The 24,836-nt window shown below is 39.5% G+C and carries 22 protein-coding genes and 1 pseudogene; 11 read left to right on the top strand and 12 right to left on the bottom strand.

Going from position 1 to position 24,836, the window contains the following annotated elements; genetic code table 11:
- The 7 genes from moaA (at position 1) to CWC11_RS03240 (ending at position 4,463) form a co-directional block, all read left to right on the top strand.
- A complete protein-coding gene (gene moaA / locus CWC11_RS03270; RefSeq protein WP_138681539.1) occupies positions 1-972 on the top strand; it encodes a GTP 3',8-cyclase MoaA in 972 nt (323 codons plus the stop codon).
- A 1-nt stretch (position 973) separates the two neighbouring features.
- Entirely contained in the window at positions 974-1,600 is a 627-nt protein-coding gene (locus CWC11_RS03265; RefSeq protein WP_138681538.1) for a molybdenum cofactor guanylyltransferase, read from the top strand.
- Positions 1,597-2,136: a molybdenum cofactor biosynthesis protein B gene (gene moaB / locus CWC11_RS03260; protein ID WP_138528494.1), complete on the top strand. Its 540-nt coding sequence runs from the start codon at positions 1,597-1,599 to the stop codon at positions 2,134-2,136. The genes CWC11_RS03265 and moaB overlap by 4 nt, the downstream gene beginning before the upstream one ends.
- Before the next feature lies 1 nt (position 2,137).
- Positions 2,138-2,608, top strand: coding sequence for a cyclic pyranopterin monophosphate synthase MoaC (gene moaC / locus CWC11_RS03255; protein WP_138681537.1), 471 nt, complete (start codon positions 2,138-2,140; stop codon positions 2,606-2,608).
- Positions 2,586-2,879 (top strand): MoaD/ThiS family protein, encoded by a 294-nt coding sequence (locus CWC11_RS03250; protein WP_138681536.1) that lies wholly within the window; start codon positions 2,586-2,588, stop codon positions 2,877-2,879. Before moaC ends, CWC11_RS03250 begins: the two co-directional genes overlap by 23 nt.
- The gene (moaE, locus tag CWC11_RS03245) at positions 2,879-3,337 is read left to right on the top strand and encodes a molybdopterin synthase catalytic subunit MoaE (protein ID WP_138681535.1); all 459 of its coding nucleotides are present in this window, start codon (positions 2,879-2,881) and stop codon (positions 3,335-3,337) included. Before CWC11_RS03250 ends, moaE begins: the two co-directional genes overlap by 1 nt.
- Positions 3,338-3,818: 481 nt before the next feature.
- Positions 3,819-4,463: an MOSC domain-containing protein gene (locus CWC11_RS03240; RefSeq protein ID WP_138681534.1), complete on the top strand. Its 645-nt coding sequence runs from the start codon at positions 3,819-3,821 to the stop codon at positions 4,461-4,463.
- A 16-nt stretch (positions 4,464-4,479) separates the two neighbouring features.
- Here CWC11_RS03240 and CWC11_RS03235 read toward each other — a convergent pair whose 3' ends face one another.
- Positions 4,480-5,385, bottom strand: a complete 906-nt coding sequence (locus CWC11_RS03235) for a LysR family transcriptional regulator (RefSeq protein WP_138681533.1) — start codon at positions 5,383-5,385, stop codon at positions 4,480-4,482.
- Positions 5,386-5,511: 126 nt separating this feature from the next.
- Between CWC11_RS03235 and CWC11_RS03230 the strand changes: the two genes are divergently transcribed.
- Positions 5,512-6,036, top strand: coding sequence for a PACE efflux transporter (locus tag CWC11_RS03230; protein ID WP_212748080.1), 525 nt, complete (start codon positions 5,512-5,514; stop codon positions 6,034-6,036).
- Here the strand turns inward: CWC11_RS03230 and CWC11_RS03225 are convergent.
- From CWC11_RS03225 to nirB, 4 genes are all read right to left on the bottom strand, one after another.
- Positions 5,972-7,228, bottom strand: a complete 1,257-nt coding sequence (locus tag CWC11_RS03225; RefSeq protein WP_138681532.1) for a nitrate- and nitrite sensing domain-containing protein — start codon at positions 7,226-7,228, stop codon at positions 5,972-5,974. The two genes, CWC11_RS03230 and CWC11_RS03225, sit on opposite strands and share 65 nt — an antisense overlap.
- A gap of 271 nt (positions 7,229-7,499) precedes the next feature.
- Entirely contained in the window at positions 7,500-8,369 is an 870-nt protein-coding gene (cobA, locus tag CWC11_RS03220) for a uroporphyrinogen-III C-methyltransferase (RefSeq protein WP_138681531.1), read from the bottom strand.
- A gap of 10 nt (positions 8,370-8,379) precedes the next feature.
- A complete protein-coding gene (nirD, locus tag CWC11_RS03215; protein ID WP_138681530.1) occupies positions 8,380-8,733 on the bottom strand; it encodes a nitrite reductase small subunit NirD in 354 nt (117 codons plus the stop codon).
- Positions 8,720-11,296 carry a nitrite reductase large subunit NirB gene (gene nirB / locus CWC11_RS03210; RefSeq protein WP_138681529.1) on the bottom strand — a complete coding sequence of 859 codons (2,577 nt, stop codon included), beginning with the start codon at positions 11,294-11,296 and terminating at the stop codon, positions 8,720-8,722. The genes nirD and nirB overlap by 14 nt, the downstream gene beginning before the upstream one ends.
- 378 nt (positions 11,297-11,674) lie before the next feature.
- On the opposite strand from nirB, the gene CWC11_RS03205 reads away from it, so the two are divergent.
- Positions 11,675-13,804: a 2Fe-2S iron-sulfur cluster-binding protein gene (locus CWC11_RS03205; protein ID WP_138681528.1), complete on the top strand. Its 2,130-nt coding sequence runs from the start codon at positions 11,675-11,677 to the stop codon at positions 13,802-13,804.
- A 182-nt stretch (positions 13,805-13,986) separates the two neighbouring features.
- Here the strand turns inward: CWC11_RS03205 and CWC11_RS03200 are convergent, their stop codons facing one another.
- Both CWC11_RS03200 and CWC11_RS03195 read right to left on the bottom strand, forming a co-directional pair.
- Entirely contained in the window at positions 13,987-14,310 is a 324-nt protein-coding gene (locus tag CWC11_RS03200) for a low molecular weight protein tyrosine phosphatase family protein (protein WP_138681527.1), read from the bottom strand.
- A gap of 599 nt (positions 14,311-14,909) precedes the next feature.
- A complete protein-coding gene (locus CWC11_RS03195; RefSeq protein WP_138681526.1) occupies positions 14,910-15,533 on the bottom strand; it encodes a glutathione S-transferase in 624 nt (207 codons plus the stop codon).
- Positions 15,534-15,650: 117 nt separating this feature from the next.
- Here CWC11_RS03195 and CWC11_RS03190 point away from each other — a divergent pair.
- Positions 15,651-16,535, top strand: a pseudogene (locus CWC11_RS03190) (LysR family transcriptional regulator).
- A gap of 60 nt (positions 16,536-16,595) precedes the next feature.
- Here the strand turns inward: CWC11_RS03190 and CWC11_RS03185 are convergent.
- Entirely contained in the window at positions 16,596-18,200 is a 1,605-nt protein-coding gene (locus tag CWC11_RS03185; RefSeq protein WP_138681525.1) for a SulP family inorganic anion transporter, read from the bottom strand.
- Complete coding sequence (locus tag CWC11_RS03180) at positions 18,200-18,856, bottom strand: carbonic anhydrase (RefSeq protein WP_058549767.1); 657 nt, start codon at positions 18,854-18,856, stop codon at positions 18,200-18,202. The genes CWC11_RS03185 and CWC11_RS03180 overlap by 1 nt, the downstream gene beginning before the upstream one ends.
- Positions 18,857-19,196: 340 nt before the next feature.
- On the opposite strand from CWC11_RS03180, the gene CWC11_RS03175 reads away from it, so the two are divergent.
- Complete coding sequence (locus CWC11_RS03175; protein WP_138681524.1) at positions 19,197-20,144, top strand: hydrogen peroxide-inducible genes activator; 948 nt, start codon at positions 19,197-19,199, stop codon at positions 20,142-20,144.
- A gap of 183 nt (positions 20,145-20,327) precedes the next feature.
- Here CWC11_RS03175 and CWC11_RS03170 read toward each other — a convergent pair whose 3' ends face one another.
- The 3 genes from CWC11_RS03170 to CWC11_RS03160 form a co-directional block, all read right to left on the bottom strand.
- The gene (locus CWC11_RS03170; RefSeq protein WP_138681523.1) at positions 20,328-21,179 is read right to left on the bottom strand and encodes a universal stress protein; all 852 of its coding nucleotides are present in this window, start codon (positions 21,177-21,179) and stop codon (positions 20,328-20,330) included.
- A 10-nt stretch (positions 21,180-21,189) separates the two neighbouring features.
- Positions 21,190-22,680: a SulP family inorganic anion transporter gene (locus tag CWC11_RS03165; protein ID WP_138681522.1), complete on the bottom strand. Its 1,491-nt coding sequence runs from the start codon at positions 22,678-22,680 to the stop codon at positions 21,190-21,192.
- 282 nt (positions 22,681-22,962) lie between these two features.
- Positions 22,963-24,600, bottom strand: coding sequence for a sensor domain-containing diguanylate cyclase (locus tag CWC11_RS03160; protein ID WP_138681521.1), 1,638 nt, complete (start codon positions 24,598-24,600; stop codon positions 22,963-22,965).
- Positions 24,601-24,836 lie beyond the last annotated feature (236 nt).

Below are 24,836 nucleotides of genomic sequence, written 5' to 3'. Positions count from 1 at the left end.
ATGCTTAATGATCAATTTGGTCGGCAGTTTAACTATTTGCGCCTCTCAATTACCGATGTGTGTAACTTTAGTTGCACCTATTGTTTACCAAACGGGTATCAGTGCGATACCCCGCGTAACTTTTTAAATAAAAGCGAAATAAACACCTTAGTAAATGCGTTTGCGCAACTTGGCACAAAAAAAGTCCGTATTACAGGCGGCGAGCCGTGTTTACGCAGTGATGTAACCGATATTATAAAGCAATGTAAAAACACGCCAGGCATAGAAAAAGTAGCCATAACAACGAATGGTTTTAACTTATTTAATAAAATTGATGAGTTTTACAATGCTGGCTTAGATGCGCTAAACATTAGTATTGATAGCTTAAACCCAAGCATGTTTAAATTAATTACAGGGCACGACAAGCTAACCCATATTCTAAAAGGTATAGACCGGGCAATTGAGCTGGGCATAAAAGATATAAAAATAAATGCAGTGCTTGCTAAGCAGTTTAATAAAAACCAATTGAAGGATTTTTTAGACTGGGTGAAGCATAAAAAAGTAACGGTACGCTTTATCGAATTAATGGAAACAGGCAATGGTGCCGCCTTTTTTGAGCAAAATCATTTAAGCGGGCTAAGTGTTAAAACGCAGCTTTTAGCACAAGGTTGGTTACAGGTAGTGAGAGGTAAATTAAACGGCCCTGCGGAGGAGTTTTGTCACCCTGATTTTGAGGGCCGAATTGGCTTAATTATGCCCTACAGTAAAGATTTTTGTAAAAGCTGTAACCGATTAAGAGTTTCGTCATTAGGCAAGCTACATTTATGTTTATTTGCTGAGCAGGGAATAGACTTACGCCCGCATTTAAATGCGCAAGATACACCAGCCACTGTAAACGCTATTCAAGCAGCAATGGGCAATAAAACCATTAGTCATGAGCTTGATAAGCGCTTAACGGGCGCCACAACCCATTTAGCTATGCTGGGCGGCTAAAATGAGCAATAAAACAGTGTTTACAGGGGTTGTACTCGCCGGAGGGCAATCATCCAGAATGGGTAGCGATAAAGCTAATCTCATTTTAAAAAATAAAACATTACTACAAAATGCATGTGAATTATTAAAAGCTGCAGGAGCTAGTAATGTACTTATAAGTCGTAATGTAAAAAGTGCTAATGGGCAATATATACCTGACATATACCCAGATTCTGGCCCGCTTGGCGGGATTTATTCAACCTTAATGGCAACAGAGCAGGATATACTTGTAACCGCTGTTGATATGCCATTGCTTACGTGCACGTTATTATCGCAAATTGCATCTGCAGGAAGCGATAACTCCCACTTTCAAACAAATCAGCCACAAATACATGCGTGGCACTTTGAAAATGAACCGTTACCCCTGTATATTCGTAACACCCAAAGCGTTAAACGTCATTTAAAACAATTACTCATAAACGCAAATAGTCATAAATCAATTAAACAGTTTACCCGTAGTATTGGTGTGCAAACGCTAAAATGTAATAAAGCGCACGCACTTGTTAATACCAATACACCGGCGCAATTTAAAGCTGTTAACGAGCAATTTGACCAACACAAACCTAATTTATTGAGAAGAACACTATGAGCCACACAACTGAGTCACAAATAGCATTAAACATTGCCGTAATGACAGTAAGCGATACACGCGATGAAATTACGGATACCTCAGGCCATTATTTAATTAAAGCCCTTAGCGAGGCTGGTCATCACTTAGCGGATAAAGACATAGTTAAAGATGATGTCTATCAAATGCGAGCAGTTGCATCGCAGTGGATTGCCGATGACACCATTCACGCTATTTTAGTAACCGGTGGTACGGGCTTCACCGAGCGCGACTCTACACCAGAGGCATTTGCACCGCTGTTTGATAAAAGCGTAGATGGGTTTGGCGAGCTATTTAGACATATTTCGTACGGCGAAATAGGTAACTCAACTATTCAATCGCGTGCGTTGGCAGGCCTTGCCAATAACACAGTTATTTTTTGTATGCCTGGCTCTACGGGCGCATGTAAAACAGCCTGGACAGGTATTATAAAAGATCAGTTAGACTCAATGCATAAGCCATGTAACTTTGCCCCGCACATTACCATTGGTAAAAAATGCGAATCGCGAGAGCAATAATATGCTGAGCCACGTAGACGAAAATGGCCAAGCAAACATGGTTGATGTATCGCTAAAAGAGGTTACTCTGCGCGATGCATCTGCCGAGGCCTACATTAAAATGAGCAAACAAGCTTTTGAGCAAGTTTTGCTTAATCAAAATAAAAAAGGTGACGTGCTAGGCGTTGCCCGTATTGCGGGTATTCAGGGCGCTAAAAAGTGCGCCGATTTAATTCCGCTTTGTCATCCGCTTGCACTTAGTAAAGTAGCTATTGATTTTGAGCTTGATGAAGCACATAGCCAAATTAAAGTAACTAGCTACTGTAAATTGGCGGGCAAAACGGGCGTGGAAATGGAAGCGCTCACCGCTGTATCCGTGGCTACCCTTACACTATTTGATATGTGTAAAGCCGCCGATCCGCTTATGGAAATACACGGTATGCGTGTAACGCAAAAAGCAGGAGGCAAGCATGGCAGCTGGCAGCGAGATTAATTTAAATGATACAGCTGCAGGGCATGTAAATGTGCTGTTTTTTGGCCAACTTAAAGAACGCCTAAAGTGCGATAAGTTAACCGTTGATATAGCGCACACCCTTAGCATTGCAGCGTTTAAACACATGCTGGTTGAGCAAAACCCGCATTGGCAGGCATGGCTTGAAGAGCGTGATGTATTGTGTGCGCTTAATCAAACTATGTCATCAAGCGATGAGCTTGTAAAAGCAGGGGATGAACTTGCTTTTTTCCCACCCGTTACAGGTGGCTAATGAGTATAAGTATTAAAGTACAAACGATGGATTTTTCAGTAGGCGAGCAACATGGCGCACTTTGTAGTAATAACAAAAGTGATGGTGCCGTAGTGACGTTTACAGGGCTTGTGCGAGAATTTAGTAGCGGCGATAACGTAATCGCGCTTGAGCTTGAACACTACCCAGGTATGACTGAGCAACTACTGCAGTCGATAGCCGAGCAAGCGCAAACACGCTGGCAACTTGCTCGCATAAGCATTATTCATCGAGTCGGTTATTTAGCCCTTGGTGAGCAAATTGTATTTGTTGGCGTAACCAGCCGCCACCGCCAAGCCGCCTTTGAAGGCGCACAATTTATAATGGATTACTTAAAAAACCACGCTACGTTTTGGAAAAAAGAGCATTTTAAAGACTCATCAAACTGGGTTGAGTTTAAACAAAGCGACAAGCAAGCGTTAAACAAGTGGGAAAAGTAGGTCTGTGTAAGCCTATATAAATGCGTTTATTTAATATTAATGAAAAAATTTATCTCAAAAAGAGAATCAATAGAGTCAGCTTACCTTTGGATAGCGGCTCTATTTATTTTTATAATTATGTTAGAGCTATTAACTGGCTGGTCAATGGGGTCCAAAAGCTCGCCGAGTCAATCTTTAAATATTAATCCGGAACAGTTTTGGTTTGAAATAAAATTTCACTGCAGTTTAGTTTCATGGGTAACTTTTAGAGCTTTTATTACATTCCCACTTTTTAGAGCGACATATAATGGCATGCTTCGCTATAGAGAAAAACACAGAATCATAGCAAATATCCTTTTCTATGTACTTACCCCTGTATTTGTAGTGTTTCTTATTTTAACTTTGTTATATATTTTTGACTTATAACCTTACTTTGTTGATCATCAAGGATGAATGATGAAACTTACGCACTCTTACTTTTAGCTATAATCAAAGGTTTAAGATGAAAATAATCTCTACCAATATCTCTAAAATAAAAACGGTTGTTCATAACGGAAAAGCCATTAAAACCGGTATTTTTAAAACGCCAACCAATGAGCCTGTTGTTATTGAAAAGCTAAGTATAATAGGTGATGAACAAGCCGATTTAGTCAACCACGGCGGGGTAGATAAGGCGGTTTATGCGTTTTCGCATAATCATTATGCTTACTGGAAACACACCCTTGAGAATGATGATTTAGCAGTAGGTGCCTTTGGCGAGAACTTTACAATATCAGAGCTAGATGAAGCTAATACTCATATTGGCGATCGTATTCGTGTAGGTACTGCACTGCTTGAAGTAAGCCAGCCGCGAGTGCCGTGCTTTAAGCTTGCCATTGCACTTAATAATAAACAAAGCCTAAAATTGTTTACTCAGTATTACCACACGGGTGTTTACTTTAGAGTGCTTGAGCCAGGTATGGCTAAAACAGGGGATGCAGTCACCATTGTTCATAAAGCTAAGCATAACATTTCAGTAAAAACGTTGTTTCAGGCGTTTTTTGATAAACAATATCCAGATTATGAAAGCGTATTACTCGCAGCACTTGAGCTCCCCGAACTTGCGCTTGAGTGGCAAACTAAAATTAAAAAGAAACTCGGTATATAACGCTTTATAAGTGTTATTAAGCTTTGGCTTGCCAACCATCTTCTTTTAAAAAATGTTGCTGTAAAAGGGTGAGTAAACTTTCGGTTACTGGGCCTGTAGGTTTACTTCTTGATACCACACAGCCTACAGGCGTTAGCCAACCGCCTTGCTCATGTACTACAGGTAGAGCAACAACGTTACCTTGTTTAAGTTGTTGCTTTATTGCCAAATCAGGTACCAACGCCCAGCCCACATTTTGTGTTACCAAATCTATGAGCGTTTGATGGGTATTTGCGTACCACACCTTAGCGCTTATAGCGTAGCTAAACCATAACTCTGATTGATTAAGGCTACGGTGAGCACATTGCCTATGTGCTTTTAAGTCACTGCTATTTACTTTACTAAGTTTAGCCAGCGCATGTTGCGGTGACGCAATCGTTAAAAAACGAGCTTGGCCTAGCAAAAAAAAGTCCATATCTACCTTTAATTCACCATCACTATATATGATACCTATTTGCGCTTTACCTGTTTTTACAAGCTCTTCTACATCAAACGTAGTGACCGATATTAGCTCAAAGTTTGTAATAGGGTACTGCTGTGCAAGGGGGGCTATTATTTTTAATATTCCGTGGTTACTTATACTTTCGTCAATAGCTATTACTACGTCTTGCTCGTAGTTTTTAGCAAGAGACTCAACTTTTTGATCGAAATAAGTTTGTTGGTGCAGTATTGAATAAGCCAAAGGGAGTAAGGTTTTTCCACCTTTTGTTAAAGTGGGAGTGTTTTTGTTACGGTCAAACAATGGTTGATCTATTGCAATTTCAAGATTAGAAATAGCTTGGCTAATACCCGACTGCGCTCGATTTAACTTTCGCCCTGTTGCTGAAAAAGAGCCAGTTTCTACTACGGTTACAAATATTTTTAGTTGCTCTAAGCTGTACATTTGATTCTACTTTATTTAGCACGATATATTCATCTTATCACTATAAGTGATGGTTGCTAACTTTTGTATCTCTATAAATCTGTCACTATTACTACACTTAAATATTAAGACATAAAAGAGGACACTATGACAGAGAAAATGGGGGCAACAGAGCGAGTATTCCAGGCAGTTTTGTTTGAGGTTTTAGCCGTGTCGTTATCAATTTTAGGTTTAGCGCTATTTACAGATCATGCAATTGGGGCTTTATCGGGCACTATGATTATTGTTGCGACAATTGCTATGTGTTGGAACTTTATTTTTAACTGGTTTTTTGACCGAGTGGCCACAGGCGCTAAAGAAAAACGCTCGTTATTGTTTAGAGTTTTTCACGTAATTTTATTTCAAGGTGGCTTGCTTATATTTACCATTCCGGTAATGGCATACATATTGAACGTTAATTTTTGGCAAGCATTTATAATGGATATTGGGGTTACTTTTTTTATAACCCTTTACGCTTTTACTTTTAATTTAGTGTACGACCATACACGCGCTTACATTTTACGATCCAAAAAAATCAGCGCATGCAGTCGATGCTTAACAATTTGTGTTAATCATCACTCAATTCAACAATTTTTTGAGCGACATTGTAAAGCGAGCTGTGGGAGTCCATAGCTTGTTTTTGCAATTGTTTATGGGCTTGCTCTTCGGTTAATTTTAATTGCTCTATTAATATATATTTTGCTTGGTGAATCACTTTTTGCTCGGTGATCACTCGTTTTGCATCAACCAGTGCTTGGTTAATTTGTTTAATATGTTGGCTTTGCTCTAAAATTAAGTCGTACATGGTTTTATTACTATTGAGCTTGCTTGCCGCTGTATTAGTCGGTTCATTGTTTTTAAGCGCTAACTGCCCGTCGGTTGCAGGCATATATTGTTGCTCTAAGGTATTGAGTATTTGTTTGTTGGAATTCAATTTTCGTTGTGCACATGCAATTTGCATTGCAGCAGAGTCGATTAAATGATCGCTAATGTTTTGCTCTATTTTATGCATAATATCAATACGCGTTGTGGTTACTTCGTACCACACTTCGCTAAGCTGCGATAAAGGCTGTGCATTTTCGTCATCAAGTTTTTGTAGCAAACTTCTTAGCTGATCTACTTGTTTATTTACAGGGTGCTCTATGAGTGAGCTATAACATTTAAGTAAATGATCGTCTGCGTACTCATTAAAAAACGAAAAACTATGGCTTTGCTCTTGAACAAAATGAGCGAGTTGCGTTTTTTGATCTTCTGTAAATTTACTCGCAGCAAAAGCTTGTGCTCCGCAAGCGCGCTCTTGGCCAGCGTATTCTTTACCTTGCATAAAATTAAAATAAGCAACTAATAGACGAGTAACATGTGGATCGCTTGCACCATCAGCAGCTTCTAAAATAATATTTAATAAGCTAGCTATAAGTTGCGTAAATGATTGAGTTGCATGTACAGGCGTTACGTTTTGTCTGCCTATTTGGTGGCGCAAAGCGGGTAGCACGTCTAGTGCCTGTAAGCTGTAAGTAATTAAATTATATAACCTTGAATGACCCGGGTCGGCATTATCAGATATAAAGGTTGTTTTAAGAGAATCATAAAAGGTATCTTGAGCGCTTTGTGTAATGGGTATTTGCTGTGTGAGCTCATTGCTAAAACGTAAGCTTTTTGAGGCCAAAAAGATGTTGCTCATAGCACGTTCTTTTTGTAACTGGTGCACAAAATCACCTAGCTTGGTGAGCGAGGCACAGCTATTTTGCAGTTGCTTTAAAGCGTGAATTTCTTGGTACTTTGCCGCTAGTAAAAACTGTTTTGTGAGAGGATTGCTTGTCTGCATAGGTTTTGTTCCGCACTTTTTTGTTTTTAAAGTGCAACCCTTGTTCCAATCATGAAAAAAATTAACTATTGAATTTAAAATCAATCTAAAACAGCCGCTTGTGGTTATATTTTTATTTTAAAAGTATTAATCACTTTATTTTAAGCACGCAGATTTACCCTTTTTGGTGCATAAAAAGGGAATATTGCACTGCTAACATTGTATATAAAAAAGCACGCTTACCCCTGGGGAGGAAATAAGCGCGAAAAGTGCATTATGTATTAAATCTGCATTAAGTATTGACCGTTTGAACTAAAAGCTCAGGGGTAATAGCCATTTTATGGTTTATTACTTCTCCAACAATTATAAGAGTAGGGCCTTGCAGGTTATGACTAAGCTGATCGTTTACTATATTTTCTAATGTACTGGTAATTACTTTTTGCTTACTCGTTGTGGCGTTTTCGATAAGTGAGATTGGCGTAGTACTTGGCCAATTTACCGATTGAAGGCCGCTACTTAGCTCTTTTAATCGTCCTAAGCCCATATAAACCACTAAAGTTGGATTATTGTTACGTTGCACAAAGGCGTAATTGCTCCAGTTAGGCAGTTTTTTAGGATCTGCAAATTGGGCAGTTAAAAACGTGACGCTTCGCGCTACATCACGTGCTGTAAGCGGAATGCCTGTATAGGCAGAGGTCGCACATGCAGTGGTAACACCAGGTACAATCGCAAAGTTAATATTATGCTTTGTAAGCGCATCAGCCTCTTCGTTTATGCGAGCAAATATACTCGGATCGCCCCCTTTTAAACGTACTACGTTTAACCCTTGTTGAGCATATTTAACGAGTAGGGCGCAAATATTGGCCTGTGTCATTGAATGCATACCGGCTCGTTTGCCTACAAATACACGCTGCGCTGTTTTAGGTAATGTTTTTAGTAAATCTTCGCTTACAAGCCAGTCATATAAAACGACGTCGGCTGTTTGTATTAAACGCTGCGCTTTTACGGTAATTAGCTCAGCATCGCCCGGACCTGCTCCAATAATATAAACATGGCCGTTTTTGCCCCCTTTGCGAGTATGCTCAACGCCATTGGTAAGTTTGTTTACAAATTTGTTTAGCCAACCATTTTCAATACCCGAAAAATAAGAAAGCACGCTCATAATAATCTCCTTAAGCAACCGCTTTAATTACTTTCGGCTCGGCGCTTATAAGTACGTTACCATTTTCAATTTTTGCATCAAAAACCGGTAAATGTATTGCTTCGGCCTCTAGGCACTCGCCTGTTGCTAAACAAAAATGCTGTTTATATAACGGCGAAGCCACAACCAGTTTTCCCTCTATAGAGCCAATAATACCGCGCGATAATACATTCGCTTTTCCAATTGGGTCGTAGTTACTAATGGCAAACACGCTTTGTGTGTTTTGTGGTACATAAAAAATGGCCACTTGCTGATTATTAACTAATGCGCATACACCACTGTTAGCAACTAGGTCGTCGATTGTTCCAATATTATGCCAAGACATCAGCTTGCTCCTCTTCAAGTTCCATTACTGGAATACGGTTTTGAGTAATTAGTTGTTCGCGTTTTTCAGCGTCTGTAGCTGGGCGAATTTGATTACGTTCTTGTACAAATAAAATATTGTCATCGGGATTAGGGCTATTAACAAACTGGCGAAAGCGCTTAGAAGCTTCAGGGCTTTCTACTGCTTTTTTCCACTCACACGCGTATGTTTGAGTAATAAGTTCCATTTGTTCTTCAAGCTCTTGGCAAATACCTAAGCTGTCATCTATTACTACACTTTTAAGGTAGTCTAGGCCGCCTTCAAGGTTTTCCATCCATACAGACGTACGCTGTAATTTGTCGGCGGTTTTTATGTAAAACATTAAAACGCGGTCTATGTATTTAATAAGTGTGGCTGTATCTAAATCGGTAGCAAATAAATCGGCGTGACGAGGGCGCATTCCGCCATTACCACACACATATAGGTTCCAACCGTTTTCGGTGGCAATAATACCTATATCTTTACTTTGTGCTTCGGCGCATTCACGGGTACAACCCGACACGGCCATTTTAAATTTATGTGGTGAGCGTAACCCTTTATAGCGGTTTTCAATTTCTATTGCGTGGCCAACACTGTCTTGTACACCATAACGACACCAAGTACTTCCCACACATGACTTAACCGTTCTAAGAGACTTACCATAAGCGTGGCCTGTCTCAAAGCCAGCTTCAATGAGTCTTCCCCAAATAACGGGTAGCTCTTCTAAACGTGCGCCAAATAAATCGATGCGCTGCCCACCAGTCACTTTACAATAGAGGTTAAAGTCTTTTGCTACTTGGCCAATGACAATGAGTTTGTCGGGTGTTATTTCGCCGCCTGCAATGCGCGGTACTACAGAGTAAGAACCGTCTTTTTGCATGTTAGCAAGGTAAGTGTCGTTAGTATCTTGCAGACCAACATGGGCAGGTTCTAAAATAAAGTCATTCCACGTTGAGGCTAAAATAGAAGCGATTGCAGGCTTACATATTTCACAACCATGGTGCCCACTACCGTGTTTAGCTAATAAATCATCAAAGGTTTTAATGCTTTCTACTTTAACCATATGCAGTAGCTCTTGGCGCGAATACGCGAAGTGCTCGCACACATGGTTGTTTACTTCAACACCACGACTTGCAAGCTCATCATCTACTACCGATTTAAGTAAAGCGGCACAGCCACCACAACCACTGGCTGCTTTTGTGCACGATTTAACAGCAGCTAAATCGCATGAGCCACCATCAATAGCACCCACAATGTCGCCTTTACTCACGTTATGACACGAGCAAATGGTGGCGGTATCGGGTAGGGCGCTGCCCGCTAATGAAGGTGCGCCAGCGCTGTCCGGTAAAATTAAACACTCAGGATGTTCTGGTAAGTCCATGTCGTTTAACATGTACTGAAGTAGCGTATCGTAATCACTAGTATCGCCAACAAGTACTGCACCAAGCAGCTTATCGCCGGTTTCATTTAGAATGATTTTTTTATAGCAGTCTCTAATTGGATCTTGGTAAATAAGCTCTTTGCAGTTAGGTGTTTTTGCATGAGCATCGCCAATAGAGCCTACTTCAACACCGAGTAGTTTTAATTTAGTGCTCATATCGGCACCTGAAAATTCAAGTTCGCCGCCACTTAGCTGGCTTGCTGCAACGCGGGCCATGTTGTAGCCAGGTGCCACTAAACCAAATAGTTTTTTGTCCCACAAGGCACATTCGCCAATAGCTAAAATATCAGGGTCTGAAGTTTGGCACTGGTTATTAATAATAATGCCGCCACGCTCGCCAAGTTCTAGCTCAGCCACCTTGCCCAGTTGATCATAAGGGCGAATACCGGCAGAGAACAAAATTAAGTCTGTTTCTAAAAACGTACCGTCTGAAAAGTTTAATCTAAAGCGGCTAGTTTCACCTTTAACAATTTCGCTGGTTGCTTTTGAGGTATGAACAGTAACGCCTAGTTTTTCTATTTTATTTTTTAACAGCGTTCCGCCTTGCCCGTCGAGCTGAACAGCCATAAGCTGCGGTGCAAACTCAACAACATGGGTATCGAGCCCTAATTGTTTAATTGCGTTTGCGGCTTCAAGCCCTAATAACCCCCCCCCAATAACAACACCGCTTTTACTTGCTGCGGCACTGGCTTTTATTTGCTCTAAATCCTCTAGTGTGCGATAAACCAAGCAATGGGGTTGATCGTTCCCCTTAATTGGCGGCACAAACGGGAACGAGCCCGTAGCAAGTACAAGCTTATCGTACGGGTATTGATCGCCAGTTTGAGTAGTTACTACTTTATTTACTCTATCAATGCCTTCAACCCACTGTTTAGTATGCACATTAATATTAAGTTGTTGATAGTTGTCTAAAGTTGTAAGTGCTAAATCGGCGGCTGTTTTGCCATCAAACACGCTTGATAAATAAACGCGGTCGTATGCAAGATTTGCTTCTCCACAAAGTACTGTAATATTTGCTTTGTCATCGCTTTGGCGCATTTGCTCAACAAAATGATGTCCGACCATACCATTGCCGATAATGAGTATTTTTTGCGAGGTTTGCATTAGGCATTCCTTAATGTGACGGTTTAAATTTTAAAAACAAAAAAGCCCGCCACAGATACAAATTCATGTAACTGCGAGCGGGCTTCTTTGCCTGTGGTCATAACAACCTAAATGTATGCCGTTAAAATAACGGGCTTGTTAACTAATTGTTTGCAAAAACACGGCCATGTTTTTAAGTGGCTGTTTTTAAAGAGGTAGCTTTGTTTTTATGTGTTTTAATTTTACTATTTTGTTTTACTTTGGTGCGTAACTAGCACTACGGCAGTGCAAGTATTGTCTTTATTATGTGCATTATCAGTCAATAAAAGGCGCATTATCATTCATAGTGTATTGGGTTAAATTTAACCCATAAAATACGCACACCAATTTATGAGCAAAATGACTAACACAAACCCAATAGATGATTCACCGTTTCATGAAGGTGAACTGGCAATACAAGACAAACTTGGTAAACGAGAAATAATGGCTACATTTGGCAAACGTGCTGTTCGCTCCTTTATGCCAGAGCAGCATCAAGCTTTTTTTGAACAGTTACCATTTTTGGTTGCAGGCAGTGTTGATACAAACACCGATGTGTGGGCCTCTATTGTTTCAGGTAAACCAGGTTTTTTAAGTACCCCAACATCCACGTCGTTATTAATGACGCACGCAGTTGATAAAAACGACCCCTTAAATAACACGCTAAAGGTTGCAGGTTCGCCCATTGGTTTATTAGGTATTGAACTAAGTACACGAAGGCGTAACCGTTTAAACGTGCACGTAGGCGAGGTAATTAGCGATAATCAGGTGAGTTTTAATGTTGATCAATCTTTTGGTAATTGCCCGCAGTATATCCAAACGCGCGACTTAACGTTTAATAGAGATCCTTTATTTAAAAGTAATGCGGTACAAAAAGTTGAATTTAATACGCTTGATAACGCCGCAACTAGGTTAATTGACGCAACAGATACATTTTTTGTTTCAAGTTTTATAACTGCTAAAAACAACCCAAAAATTGAAGGTGTTGATGTTTCTCACCGTGGTGGAATGCCGGGTTTTGTAAAGCGAGAAGGCAACACATTAACGATTCCTGATTACGCTGGTAATAATTTTTTTAATACCTTGGGTAACTTTTTAATAAACCCAAAAGCGGGTTTGTTATTTCCTGATTTTGATACGGGCAATGTATTAATGCTTACCGGCAGTGTTGAAATTTTATGGGACGGGCACCCAGAGCTTAAAGGCTTTATTGGCGCAGACCGAGGTTGGAAATTTACGCTTACTAAAGGAATCTGGCTTAAAAACTTACTTCCGTTTAGTGCTAAATTTGATGCTTACTCACCTAACACTAAAATGACAGGCACATGGCTTGAAGCTGATAAAAACAAACAAGCCGAAAAACTAAAACATACGTGGCAGCCTTTAAAAGTAACTAAAATAACGAAAGAAAGTAATGTAATTACCTCCTTTTATTTAGAAGGGCATAACAATACAACCTTGTTACCGTTTAAAGCTGGGCAGCATTTAACTGTACAAATACCGTGTAAAAATAGTAGCAATAATAGTAATAGCAAACCTGTTATTAGAACCTACACCTTGTCATCAAGCCCGCATGAACTATTTTATAGGTTATCGATTAAAAAAGAGCTCAGTGGCGAGGTGTCGCACTATTTTCATAATAACGTAAAAGTAGGCGACGTTATTTTAGCTAAATACCCACAAGGGCAGTTTTTTATTGACCCAACCAGCATTAAACCTGCGGTGCTAATTGGTGGCGGAATAGGCATTACACCTATGATCTCAATGGCTAAACATATTGCACACGAAGGGTTAAGAACCCGCTATACACGCCCTTTGCATATTTTTCACAGTGCTAAAAATAAACAGCAGCGTGCGTTTTACAGCGAGCTAAAAACACTTGCAGATACGAGTGGCGGCGCAATTGATTACTACTCACTTTTATCTCAACCTGAGCTTGATGAAAAGCAAGGCAATGGCTCTAATTTAAAAGACGAAAGCTTTGATTTAAAAGGGCGCATAAATGCGGATGTGTTTAGGTATTATTTACCACTTGATGATTACGAGTTCTTTTTATGCGGACCTGAAGCGTTTATGCAACACGTATATAACGAACTGTTATTGCTCGGTGTGCAGGATAAAAACATATTTGCAGAAGCATTTGGACCCTCTGCTATTAACCGAAAAGTGCTTAACACAAGCGAAGCTCCTAATAAAAGTAATGAGATGAGCGTAGAAGAAGCAGACAACACCGTAATTAAATTTAGTAAATCGGGCTTTGAACAACGTTGGAACAAAGGCGATAACACTATACTTAATGTAGCCGAATCCCATGGTTTAGAACCTGAGTTTGGATGTAGAAACGGCAGCTGCGGCAGTTGCGCCGTAAAAATAAACGCAGGCGCTGTGGTTTATCGAAATAACGTAAGTTACCCGGTAGAGACAGGGCAGGCGCTAATTTGCTGCGCCGTACCAGCTAAAGGCGTGGAGGTGCTTGATTTAGAGCTGTAGCGTTTTAAAATATAGCTCTAAATGTTTTAATCAAACTTGAGAAGTAAAGTTCTGAGGAGTTCAGCTTGTTACAACTGCTTAATATAATCAAAAATTAAAAATATCTATAAATGATTTTTTGCAGGATAAAGGCTTGTAGTCATCATCGCTTTAAAATGGTTTTATAGTCATTATTTATGTGTTCAAAAACTAATATATTGAGGTACTTTTTGTTTAAATAGCTTAATTAGCGCAGGTTCCATATATTCATAATTATCTGGAATACCTAAACAAATAACACGTTGCTCTTTTAAATACTTTTTATAATGTGTACGTAGCTTCTTTATCTGTGCTTGCTCCATAACAAAAATACAATGGGCCCAAACAACATCTTCAATACCTAAAGGTATTTCTGCATTATTATTTAATCCTGCAGAGCGAACATTAACATTTGGTAAATCTGAAAATACGGATTCTGCTGTTGGGCTTCTTAGTTTATTTTGACTACATACAAAGAGTAAGTTCATTTATTTCCTTAGAGAAACATATAACGTCTGCTTAGATAGGCTGAAAAATGCTTTTTAATTAGTGGCTTACTTAAGTTTAGCACTCTTTTTACTTGTGTTTTTTGGTTTTTCATGTGCTATTTTTCGATCAAAGCAGGTTGAACTTATATTCTTACATCTAGAAACTACAAAAGCATAATTTGATGGAATAATTCGAAATCTGTACTAGAAAAATTAACACTTCCGGAGCCATGATGGACAGAAGTTTTCTACAAACTTTATTTTTCAATTATGTAGATTCAATTTCCCTTTGTTAATTAGAACTCCAATAAAATCGGGAAGACGTTTCACGTATTTTTTGCTCTCATAGGATTATCTAGGTATTTTTTTCTCAAACAAATTCAATTCAAACCTCTCTCTGGCATATAGCTATTTTATCAGAAGACATTTCATTTATTTTCATATGTAAATATCATTATATCCAGTGAAACTCTACAAATAGAGAATAGCATATCCTATTACCGATTATAAATATCATCACTGAATCTCAAATATCACTTAAACAAGCACAAAAAAAGAGGCTCAATAGCCTCTATCCAAACAATATTAAAAACTTAAAACTAAGCGAGTAAACCCGCTTTTGTTTCAGGCATTGCTATAAAGCCATCGAGTTTACGAATGTTGTTTAGCCATCTTAAAATATTTGGGTATTGCTCAAGTGATACGCCGCCCTCTGGTGCGTGTGCTATGTACGAAAAGTTGGCAATGTCGGCAATAGTTGGCTGAGTGCCTACCAAGTACTCGCGGTTTTGTAAGTACGCATTCATGGTTTTAAATAATGTATGGGCGATGTTTATCGCGTTTTGATGATCAAGCTCTGCGCCAAATACAGTAACTAAACGCGCCGAGCATGGACCTGACGCCACAAGCCCCGCAGCAACACTCAACCAGCGCTGAATGTGCGCTTGAACAGTAATATCTTCTGGATACCAGGTTCTGTTAGCATCAAATTTTTGTGCTAAGTACAGCAAAATAGCGTTTGAATCGTTAATAATGTCGTCGTTATGTTTAAGCACTGGTACTTGCCCAAAAATATTCATTTTTAGAAAGGCAGCTTGCTTTTGCTCGCCGTTTTGCAGTGCAACATCAACCATATTTACATCAAGTTTTAAAAGCGATGTAAATAACTCTACACGATGTGAATGACCAGATAAAGTAAAACGGTATAGCGTTAGGTTGCTCATAGGTTGTCCTGTTTTTTAATTTGAATAGTGATTTTTTAATAACGCTATTCTTTCACTATTATCTGCTTTGAAAAACCGAGCTAGTAAGGAATAAATGTCAATGCTATATTGACAATCATGGATACTATTATCGGCATTAAAACAATCATCGCGGTTGTTGAAACAGGCTCTTTTACAGCCGCAGGCGACAGACTAGGGCTTTCATAGGCACTGGTTAGTAAATACGTGGGCATTGTAGAGCAAGACCTAGGGGTTAGATTATTTAACCGCTCCACGCGTAGAATTTCGATTACCGAAGCGGGGCAAAGTTATTACGCAAGCGTAGTACCTGTAATTGAAAGCTATAGCGAAATGCTCGATAACTTATCGGGTCAAACAGCACTTGCTAGCGGCAAACTTCGGGTGAGTGCGCCGGTGTCGTTTGGTGAATCAAATCTTGCGCCGTTAATGCCTGAGTTACTGAGCCGCTATCCCGATTTAAGTATTGATTTAGTGCTTTCTGATAAAACAATTGATTTACTAGAAGAGGGGGTTGATTTAGCAATAAGAATTGGCAGTGTGTCTGACTCTAATTTAATCGCGAGGCAAATTACCAGTTACCCTTTAATTTTATGTGCGTCAGCAGATTATATAAAACACTTTGGTGAGCCAGTGAGTGTTGACGAGCTTGAGCAACACGCCACGGTGATTGATAGCAACTTTAAAATAGGTCGCCATTGGCCGATAGTTTCACCTAGTGGCGAGGCATTAACGGCAAACGTAAACTCGCGAGTTTCGGTTAATAATCCGCAAGCTGTAAAAGAGGTGGTTGTAGCGGGTGGCGGTATTGGCTTAATCCCTGAAATAGTGGTGAGAGACGATATTGCATCGGGCAAGCTTGTACAGGTTATGCGGGATTATAAAACCTTTGAATTTGGCTTATTTGCTATTTATCCACATCGAAAATTTGTTGCGCAGAAAGTTAAAAGCTTTATTGAGTTTTTGTTCGAAAAGTTTAGTTGAATAGCTTAAGGGCCAGTGGCCCTTAAGCGCTATTCGTTTAAAAACTTTTAAATTAATAGCTTACTCATTTGCATTTTTAATGGTGCTCTTGAGCGCTTGCTCCAGTGCTTCAAGTCGGGTTTTAAATATAATGGTTTCGCTGTGCTTGGCATTAATACTATTTAATACCTGTTGTACGGCTTGGTTTGCACCACAAATATATAAACTACGACCTGATGAGAGCGCATCGGTGGTCACTGTTTCTACCGCCATAGCAGCCGATACATCCATAGTTGGGACGCGCGAAAAGTCGAGTATTAGCACTTTAGAGCCTGGTTTTACGCTTTCGCGAACATGATGTCCTACATCGGCAGCGGCGCCAAAACTAAGTGGTCCACCAAAACTAAATAGTAAAACTTTGCCTTTAGTTTGCTTAAGTAGCTCGTTTTCGGCTTCGTCTTCTAAATTTTCAGGTAGGTTATTAAGCTGCTCTAGCTGAATTTGTGCAATTTGACGGACAAATGCGAGCGCTGCTAAAACAACACCAACGCCTACAGCTGTTATTAAATCTACAAATACGGTTAAACCTAACACTAAAAGCATAAGAGCAAAGTCCCAACGCGGACCTTTATGAGCGCGTTTTAAGTAACTCCAATCAACAATATCTAGACCTACCTTTACTAAAATACCCGCCAGTACTGCATGAGGTATTTGGCTTGCAAGTGGGCTTAAACCTAAAATTACAGCTAATAATACAAGTGAATGGATCATGCCTGAAAGACGCTCTTTACCACCACTTCTTATATTAACTACGGTACGCATGGTTGCACCTGCGCCGGCAATACCACCAATTAAACCTGCTACCGTATTACCAATACCTTGGCCTACTAATTCTTTATTTGAATTATGGCGAGTTCGGGTCATGTTATCGGCAACAAGTGAGGTTAATAAGCTATCTATAGAGCCTAAAATAGCTAAGATCACTGCGGCTTCGAGAACTAAAAATATGCTTTGTGTATCGTAAGCGGGTAAGTGTAAGCTCGGTAAGCCTGTGGGGATTTCGCCTAAAATTGGTACACTAATAAATAAACTTGCTAAAGTCCCAATCACTAAAGCCGCTAGCGCACCAGGTATGTATTTGCCTAATTTTGCAGGCCATTTATAGGCAATAAATAATGTACCAATACTCAGTGCTAAAGTAGCAAAGTTAATATCAGCCAGTGCTGTTGGTAAGTAAGATAGGGCACCAATAGTACCACCTGGCGGCTCATGGCCAAACACTCGACCCAATTGTAAAATAATAATAATTGCGCCAATGCCGGTCATAAATCCAGAAATAACAGGGTAAGGAACTAAGCGAATATATTGCCCAATACCTAAAAAGCCAAAGGCAATTTGTATTAAGCCCGCTAAAATTACCGCTGTAAATATAAGTTCAGCATTACCCGATAAGCTCGCAAATAAACCCGCAAGTACCACAACCATTGGCCCCGTAGGGCCCGATATTTGAGAAGGTGTACCACCAAAAAGGGCAGCAAAAAAACCAACGGCCATAGCACCGTATAAACCAGCCATGGGACCAAGCCCCGAGGCAACACCCAAAGCAAGGGCAAGAGGTAGAGCAACAACCCCTGCGGTAATACCGCCGGTTATGTCGCCTCGAACATTTGAGAATAAACTCTTCATTATTGCTCTTCTTTAGCGATAGTTTCTTCGTAGGTGTCTTTTACGGGTTTAAATTCTCTTGTTGCTTCGTCGTAGGTTTTAATTTCAGCCGATTCAAAGTCGTACACCCAACCGTGTAATTTAATTTGGTCAGTTGCTATTTTTGCCGCAACTGCAGGGTGAGTTTTAATATGCTGCAATTGCTGAATTACGTTTTCTTCGGTTACAAGGCCTAAATGCTCTTCGTGAGTAAGTGAACTACATCCGCATTTTTCTTTAACAACTTCTGTTGCTACACGGCTGTGACCTAACCATTCTTTAACATGGGGCAAACTTGCTAGGCCTTCAGTGTTAATTGCGCCTTTCATTGCGCCACAATCAGAGTGACCACAAATAATAATGTGGGTAACACCTAATGCTGCCACTGCAAATTCGATTGATGCGGTCATACCGCCAGTTTGATTACTATGAGGGGGGACGATATTGCCCGCATTACGACAAATAAATAATTCACCAGGCTCAGTTTGGGTTACTAAGTTAGGATCGATGCGAGAGTCGGCACAGGTAATAAACAACACTTCTGGGTTTTGGCCATTTGCTAGCTTTTGAAAAGCTTCTTTTTTAGCGGGAAAAACGTCTTTCTGAAATTTAGCTACGCCCGAAATAATATGTTCCATGAACAGCTCCTATTTTGTGTAATACCAATTTGAAATAATACTTAATCATTTTATGGGGTTAAACGTGTTGCTACCTGCATTAAAATATTCTTATTTACGACTGCATGGATGCAGAAGGTAGAGCAATGCAGGAGCAATTGCCGAGAACAACTTAATAGCCAATTTTTTCCTAGCTATCAACTCGTTTTTCAACCCTCAAAATAGCTCACTTAATTAAGCGACTTGATATAATTTAATATTTTAATTTTTTGCATAGTTATTCTTGCCTGATAAATTTATAGCAGTATAGGTATGTTCGTGATAGCTTTATGCTATCAGACGAATTTTAAGTAAATGATAAATGAACCAAGGTCCGCTAAAGTCTCCTTCAATTTCACAAATAAAATATTTTGCCAAAGTTGCAAAAACGCTGAGTTTTAGACGTGCAGCGCAAGCGTTAAAAATTAGCCAGCCTACGTTAACCAATCAAATAGCGGCACTTGAAAAAATGCTTAATTTACAGCTGTTTGAACGCTCACGAAGCGGGACGGTTTTAACACCCCAAGGGCGAGCGTTACTTTTTCAGGCTGAGGTTTTACTCCAAGCAAGCATGCGTTTTGACGAACTAGCCAGAGACTTAAATGATGACTCACAAACAACGTATCGATTAGGCGTGCCACCTTCGGTAGGGCCTTATTTATTGCCACATATTTTACCAGAGTTGCATAAAAAGTACGCTCAATTGAAATTTTATGTTCGCGAAGACACCTCTGCAAATTTACTACAAGGGCTTTATAATGGCGATTACGATTTAATACTTACCGACAAAGTACAAGAATCAACCCAATTAGTAGAAGCTCCTTTATTTATAGAACCCCTTAAATTTGTGATGGCAAGTGATCACGAGTTAGCCGGAAACGCTATTATTGACCCTGTTAATATTAAAGGTGAAGTCGTGTTAACACTTGAAGGATCGCATCATTTTCACGATCAGGTGCAAGAGCTTTGCCATGAGATGGGGGCGGTTTTACACCGAGACTATGAAGGCACTAGCCTAGATACACTCAGGCAAATGGTGGTCATGGGTATGGGGTCTGCTTTTTTACCTGGCTTATATATTCACTCAGAAATACATCGTCCAAATGAGCTGCAAGTGTGTGAGCTAAGAGATATGCGCATAATTCGCCAGCATAACCTTATTTGGCGAAATACATCGTCGAGCCGTGTGTTTTTTAGAGAGCTAAGCCAATATATTCGCACGGTTATGAAAACTAAATTAAGTGATGTAGTAAGCGTTACTGACCAATAATTTATAGCAAGTAGGTTTTTGGCGTTGTATATACTTATAATGGTGGGCTTTTGAAGCGTAATTTCTCTTTTTAAATATGTTAATAAATATTTTAATCCGCGTTTTGGTTAGCGCTTAGCTGGTACAAATAAAGCCTAAAGCATGCTCACTCTAGGCTTTAATAATCATCAAAGGCTTCAAAAACTATTTAAGCACTACCACGGGTACATTACTATTTTCGAGCATTTTAATAGTGTTACTGCCTACAAAAAATTGCCTTAACTTTGAATGAGCAAATGCCCCCATTACTATTAAATCAATATTATTTTGCTCTTGGTATTGCATAAGCGAATGAAAAATATCGCCTTCTAAAAAATTAGCTGTTACCTCAAAACCTTTAGATGTAAGCATTTGCTGTGCGTTTTTAAACTTTTTATTCAGCTCGGGCTGGTTGTTTTTAATACTCACTAAGTGGCAATGTAAGCCATGTAATAAACCACCATCAATAACCTGTTTAAGGGCTTTGTCGGCAGTTTCACGGCCATCGTAAGCAATCATAAATGATTTTGGCGTATTAAATGTAGTGGGCAACATTAATATAGGTGCCGCAGAGCTGCGTACTAATGTTTCGGTATGTGAGCCCAGCGCACTCATATTTTGGCTATGGCCCATACCACATCGACCAATAACAATTAAACGGGTATCGGCTTTGTAATCAATAACGGCATCGTATATGTCGCCATGGCGCTTAATTAACTCAACATGGTTTAAACCTGCATTTTTAACTTGCTCGCTTAGCGAGTTAAGTAACTCATCTGCTAATTTTAATGAGACTTTTGCGCGTTGCTCGTCAAGCTTAGTCATTTCATCAAGTAAAAGTGATTGCGCGCCAAAGCCAATAGTGCCCGTGTAGTCGCCAGCTCTTTGCTCTAGCTTCTTTTCAAGCGTATGTACAAGGCAAATTGGTTTATTAAGCTTTTTTGAAGCCCAAATAGCGGCATCAGTCACCGCATGTGTAATTGCAGAGCCATCTACACAAGTGATAATTTTATTCATTGCATTCTCCTTAATGTCCGCCAAGTAATTTTTCGACTTCTTTAGGGTCGTTGTGCACGCCAAATTTATCGACTACGGTTTCGGTAGCGCTGTTCATACCAATAATGTTTACTGTTGCGCCTTCACGTCTAAATTTAATAACGACTTTATCAAGTGACGATACCCCGGTTATATCCCAAAAATGGGCGTGGGTTAAATCTATAACAACATTTGCTACTGCATTTTTAAAATCAAACGATGCAATAAACTGTTCCGCAGAGGCAAAAAACACTTGGCCAACAACTTCATAAGTTACTTGGTTATTTGTTTCATCGTGCTTAGCTGTTACAGCCATAAAACGGCCAATTTTGTTGGCAAAAAACAGCGTGGCTAGCAAAACACCTACTAATACACCCATGGCCAAGTTATGTGTGGCTACAACCACAATAACAGTTGAAATCATCACTACATTTGACGACAGTGGGTTCTTTTTTAAATCTTTTATCGATGTCCACGAAAATGTACCAATCGATACCATAATCATTACTGCAACTAGGGCCGCCATAGGAATTAATCGCAGCCATTCATCTAAAAACACCACCATAACAATTAAAAATGAGCCTGCAATAAAGGTAGAAAGCCTGCCTCGGCCACCCGATTTAACATTAATAATTGATTGCCCAATCATGGCACAACCAGCCATACCACCAAATAAACCCGCACCAATATTGGCAATACCTTGGCCTTTACACTCTTTATTTCGATCGCTTGTGGTATCGGTTAAATCGTCAACAATAGTTGCGGTCATCATCGACTCAAGTAAACCTACAACGGCTAGGCCAATAGAGTAAGGTAAAACAATTTGCAGTGTTTCAAGCGTTAGCGGTACATCGGGCCATAAAAATATAGGCAGGGTATCTGGCAGTTCACCCATATCGCCCACGGTTCTGATATCAAGGCCTAAATAAATACACACAAGTGTTATTACAACAATACACACAAGTGGGGAAGGGATAATCTTGCCAATGGTTGGTATATACGGGAACAAGTAAATAATACCCAAGCCCGCTGCGGTCATAGCGTAAACATGCCAAGTCACATTGGTAAGCTCAGGCAACTGTGCCATAAATATTAAAATAGCCAGCGCGTTTACAAAACCAGTAACAACAGAGCGCGATACAAACCGCATTAACTCACCGAGCTTTAAAAACCCAGCAAATATTTGTAGTACGCCGGTAAGTAAGGTAGCAACAAGTAAATATTCAAGACCGTGGTCTTTAACCAGCGTGACCATTAGTAGTGCCATTGCACCGGTGGCTGCAGATATCATACCTGGACGACCGCCTACAAAGGCAATAATAACCGCAATACAAAATGAGGCGTATAACCCCACCTTAGGATCAACACCTGCAATAATAGAAAAGGCAATAGCTTCAGGTATTAGCGCAAGCGCTACAACAATACCAGCAAGCACATCGCCACGAACATTAGAGAGCCAATCTCTTTTTACGTGATCAAACATGTAAGTAACCTAATTAGTTAGTTTCCCAAAGTATAGGGGAATATTTTATTTAAATATCAGGGATTCTCGCGCAGAGGCGATAAGGTTGCACATAATGTGCGGATTAAAAAGGGGGGAGTGGTTGCCTAGGGCGGCGTAAGTTTCAAAAAAAGCTCCTATTAGTTTGTGTTAACTGTAATGCCTTGAAAATAACATAAACTAAAACCTAATTCTTTTAGTTTTTATATTGAATGTAGTGATATGACTTGTTGATTACGTTTTATAACTTTGTAATTTATAACGTTAGCTCGCTTTAAGTTTGTGGGCAGACTTTAAACTGTACATGCGTTCATCGGCTAAGGTTAAGCATTCAGTATGATTTTGGCATTCATCGCTTGAAGCTATTCCATAACTAATGCCTGATTGTGGCCACTGTTGTTTAATAGTGTGATGGAGCGAATTTAGCTTTTCTTTGAGCGCTACTGTTATTTGGCTAAGCTCAGCTTTATTCGCTACTTTACATAGCCAAATAAATTCATCTCCTCCGGTTCTAAACACAGCTGTGTTATGTGGTACATGATTTTTCATTAAATTTGCTGCATTTACTAAAAATTCATCGCCTTTTGTATGCCCTAATGCATCATTTATTTTTTTGATGCCATCGCAATCTATAAACACAATTACGTAAGAAGAAATTGATAGCTTGGTTAACTCATCATCTAATAATAAGCGATTTCCTACTTGAGTTAGTGGGTCAAAGCGCGATTGATAAAGTATGATGTTAAACTCGTGCTGCTTTAATTTTAGCCACTCAGATAAAGACAATAGTATGCATACACAATCTATAGCCAAGGCACTAAGTACAAAGATTTCGGATGATGAAGCGTTTATCATATTAAAATGAAACGCGACATAAACAGCCAAAGATAGGCTATAAAGTAAGTTACCAAACAAAAAGTACTTAGCTCTAAAGTCGTTTAAGCTTAACATTGCAAAGCCTGTTGTTATGCTAAGCATCACCCATGTTGCAGCTAATAAATGCGCCACATAAAACACAATATAAAACGGCATAAACACACTGCACACACCACATACAAGCGATGCATAAGTAAAATATTTTAACGCACTACCTAGTTTATTTGTTTTTTCTTTATCAAAATTAAACAAGTAGTAGGTATAGGCGGAGGCGCAACTGATTGCAAAAGCAAATAAGTACATGCCTAAATAGTGTTTATTAAAAGTAGGACTGGTATATATTGCGTTTACAGCACCCGATGCAAAAGCCCAACCTAGACCATGCAAGCCTACATAACCTGCACAAAACAACGCGACTTTTTGCTTTACTCTTAAAAACATTACAAAGGCCATAACAGCAAGTGTAAGCATGACCGAAATAGCGATAAGAGTAAGTGAGTTTACATAAAACTGGTGATGCAAAAATGCAGGTTCGCTTAATACTTTTAAATCAACTGGGGTTGGATAGCGCTTAGCATCTAAATATATCCATAAATAGCCTCTACCAGCGTTCGCAAAAGACAACTTAAAAGCTTGGCCATGCATTATAATAGCGGGTTGGTTAATATGAGATTGCGAAAAATCAGCAAGCTTGATTAAATCACCGTTATCACTTTGCCAATAGGCCACACCAACGTCGATAAAATTAGCTTGTGGGAGTATGTACCAATCTGAGGGGGTATTACTTTGAAGCGCTATTTTAGTCACAACAGCGCCGTTTTTTCCAAGTAAGTTATTTGTTTCAGTACTGTTTTTGTATAAGGAAACTATTTGCTCTGCAGACGGTGCAGTATCTGATGATGTAGTGGGCCGCCATAAGTTATCATCGCTGAGAGTCGTTGTATCAGTATTCAGAGGGAGTGCACAAGTATAAGCACTAAACAAAGTACACAAAAATAATAGTGCTAAAACAACAACCCGATCCATATGAATACCCACTTTCCAATCCCACTAAGTGATTATATGCAATTTGTAAATAAATAGCATATAAATCAATCAAAATAACTATTTAAGGTAGCGGTATAAAATTAAAACATAAAGGTTATTTTATTTTTATTACTTTGAAGTGGTACGACTGAGTGGATTAGAACTACTGACCTTTGGACCGGGTGTTCAAGAGTAGGTAGTGCTTTTTCTTTGGGTTTATTATTACTTTGAAGTGG

Origin of the sequence: Pseudoalteromonas sp. S3178, from assembly GCF_005886985.1 — a bacterium.
In the GTDB taxonomy this organism is placed as follows: Bacteria; Pseudomonadota; Gammaproteobacteria; order Enterobacterales; family Alteromonadaceae; genus Pseudoalteromonas; species Pseudoalteromonas carrageenovora.
Note: the sequence above shows the minus strand (reverse complement) of the source record. Positions and strands in the feature narration are given on the sequence as shown.

What these genes read in the sequence shown, in the direction of transcription:
- CWC11_RS03195 (WP_138681526.1), bottom strand. Translation starts at nt 15,533, where the DNA reads ATGAGCAACCTAACGCTATACCGTTTTACTTTATCTGGTCATTCACAT.
- CWC11_RS03225 (WP_138681532.1), bottom strand. Translation starts at nt 7,228, where the DNA reads ATGCAGACAAGCAATCCTCTCACAAAACAGTTTTTACTAGCGGCAAAG.
- CWC11_RS03185 (WP_138681525.1), bottom strand. Translation starts at nt 18,200, where the DNA reads ATGAAGAGTTTATTCTCAAATGTTCGAGGCGACATAACCGGCGGTATT.
- CWC11_RS03170 (WP_138681523.1), bottom strand. Translation starts at nt 21,179, where the DNA reads ATGAATAAAATTATCACTTGTGTAGATGGCTCTGCAATTACACATGCG.
- CWC11_RS03165 (WP_138681522.1), bottom strand. Translation starts at nt 22,680, where the DNA reads ATGTTTGATCACGTAAAAAGAGATTGGCTCTCTAATGTTCGTGGCGAT.
- CWC11_RS03240 (WP_138681534.1), top strand. Translation starts at nt 3,819, where the DNA reads ATGAAAATAATCTCTACCAATATCTCTAAAATAAAAACGGTTGTTCAT.
- nirB (WP_138681529.1), bottom strand. Translation starts at nt 11,296, where the DNA reads ATGCAAACCTCGCAAAAAATACTCATTATCGGCAATGGTATGGTCGGA.
- moaA (WP_138681539.1), top strand. Translation starts at nt 1, where the DNA reads ATGCTTAATGATCAATTTGGTCGGCAGTTTAACTATTTGCGCCTCTCA.
- moaB (WP_138528494.1), top strand. Translation starts at nt 1,597, where the DNA reads ATGAGCCACACAACTGAGTCACAAATAGCATTAAACATTGCCGTAATG.
- CWC11_RS03175 (WP_138681524.1), top strand. Translation starts at nt 19,197, where the DNA reads ATGAACCAAGGTCCGCTAAAGTCTCCTTCAATTTCACAAATAAAATAT.
- moaE (WP_138681535.1), top strand. Translation starts at nt 2,879, where the DNA reads ATGAGTATAAGTATTAAAGTACAAACGATGGATTTTTCAGTAGGCGAG.
- CWC11_RS03160 (WP_138681521.1), bottom strand. Translation starts at nt 24,600, where the DNA reads ATGGATCGGGTTGTTGTTTTAGCACTATTATTTTTGTGTACTTTGTTT.
- CWC11_RS03205 (WP_138681528.1), top strand. Translation starts at nt 11,675, where the DNA reads ATGACTAACACAAACCCAATAGATGATTCACCGTTTCATGAAGGTGAA.
- CWC11_RS03250 (WP_138681536.1), top strand. Translation starts at nt 2,586, where the DNA reads ATGGCAGCTGGCAGCGAGATTAATTTAAATGATACAGCTGCAGGGCAT.
- cobA (WP_138681531.1), bottom strand. Translation starts at nt 8,369, where the DNA reads ATGAGCGTGCTTTCTTATTTTTCGGGTATTGAAAATGGTTGGCTAAAC.
- CWC11_RS03235 (WP_138681533.1), bottom strand. Translation starts at nt 5,385, where the DNA reads ATGTACAGCTTAGAGCAACTAAAAATATTTGTAACCGTAGTAGAAACT.
- moaC (WP_138681537.1), top strand. Translation starts at nt 2,138, where the DNA reads ATGCTGAGCCACGTAGACGAAAATGGCCAAGCAAACATGGTTGATGTA.
- nirD (WP_138681530.1), bottom strand. Translation starts at nt 8,733, where the DNA reads ATGTCTTGGCATAATATTGGAACAATCGACGACCTAGTTGCTAACAGT.
- CWC11_RS03230 (WP_212748080.1), top strand. Translation starts at nt 5,512, where the DNA reads ATGACAGAGAAAATGGGGGCAACAGAGCGAGTATTCCAGGCAGTTTTG.
- CWC11_RS03265 (WP_138681538.1), top strand. Translation starts at nt 974, where the DNA reads ATGAGCAATAAAACAGTGTTTACAGGGGTTGTACTCGCCGGAGGGCAA.
- CWC11_RS03200 (WP_138681527.1), bottom strand. Translation starts at nt 14,310, where the DNA reads ATGAACTTACTCTTTGTATGTAGTCAAAATAAACTAAGAAGCCCAACA.
- CWC11_RS03180 (WP_058549767.1), bottom strand. Translation starts at nt 18,856, where the DNA reads ATGGAACATATTATTTCGGGCGTAGCTAAATTTCAGAAAGACGTTTTT.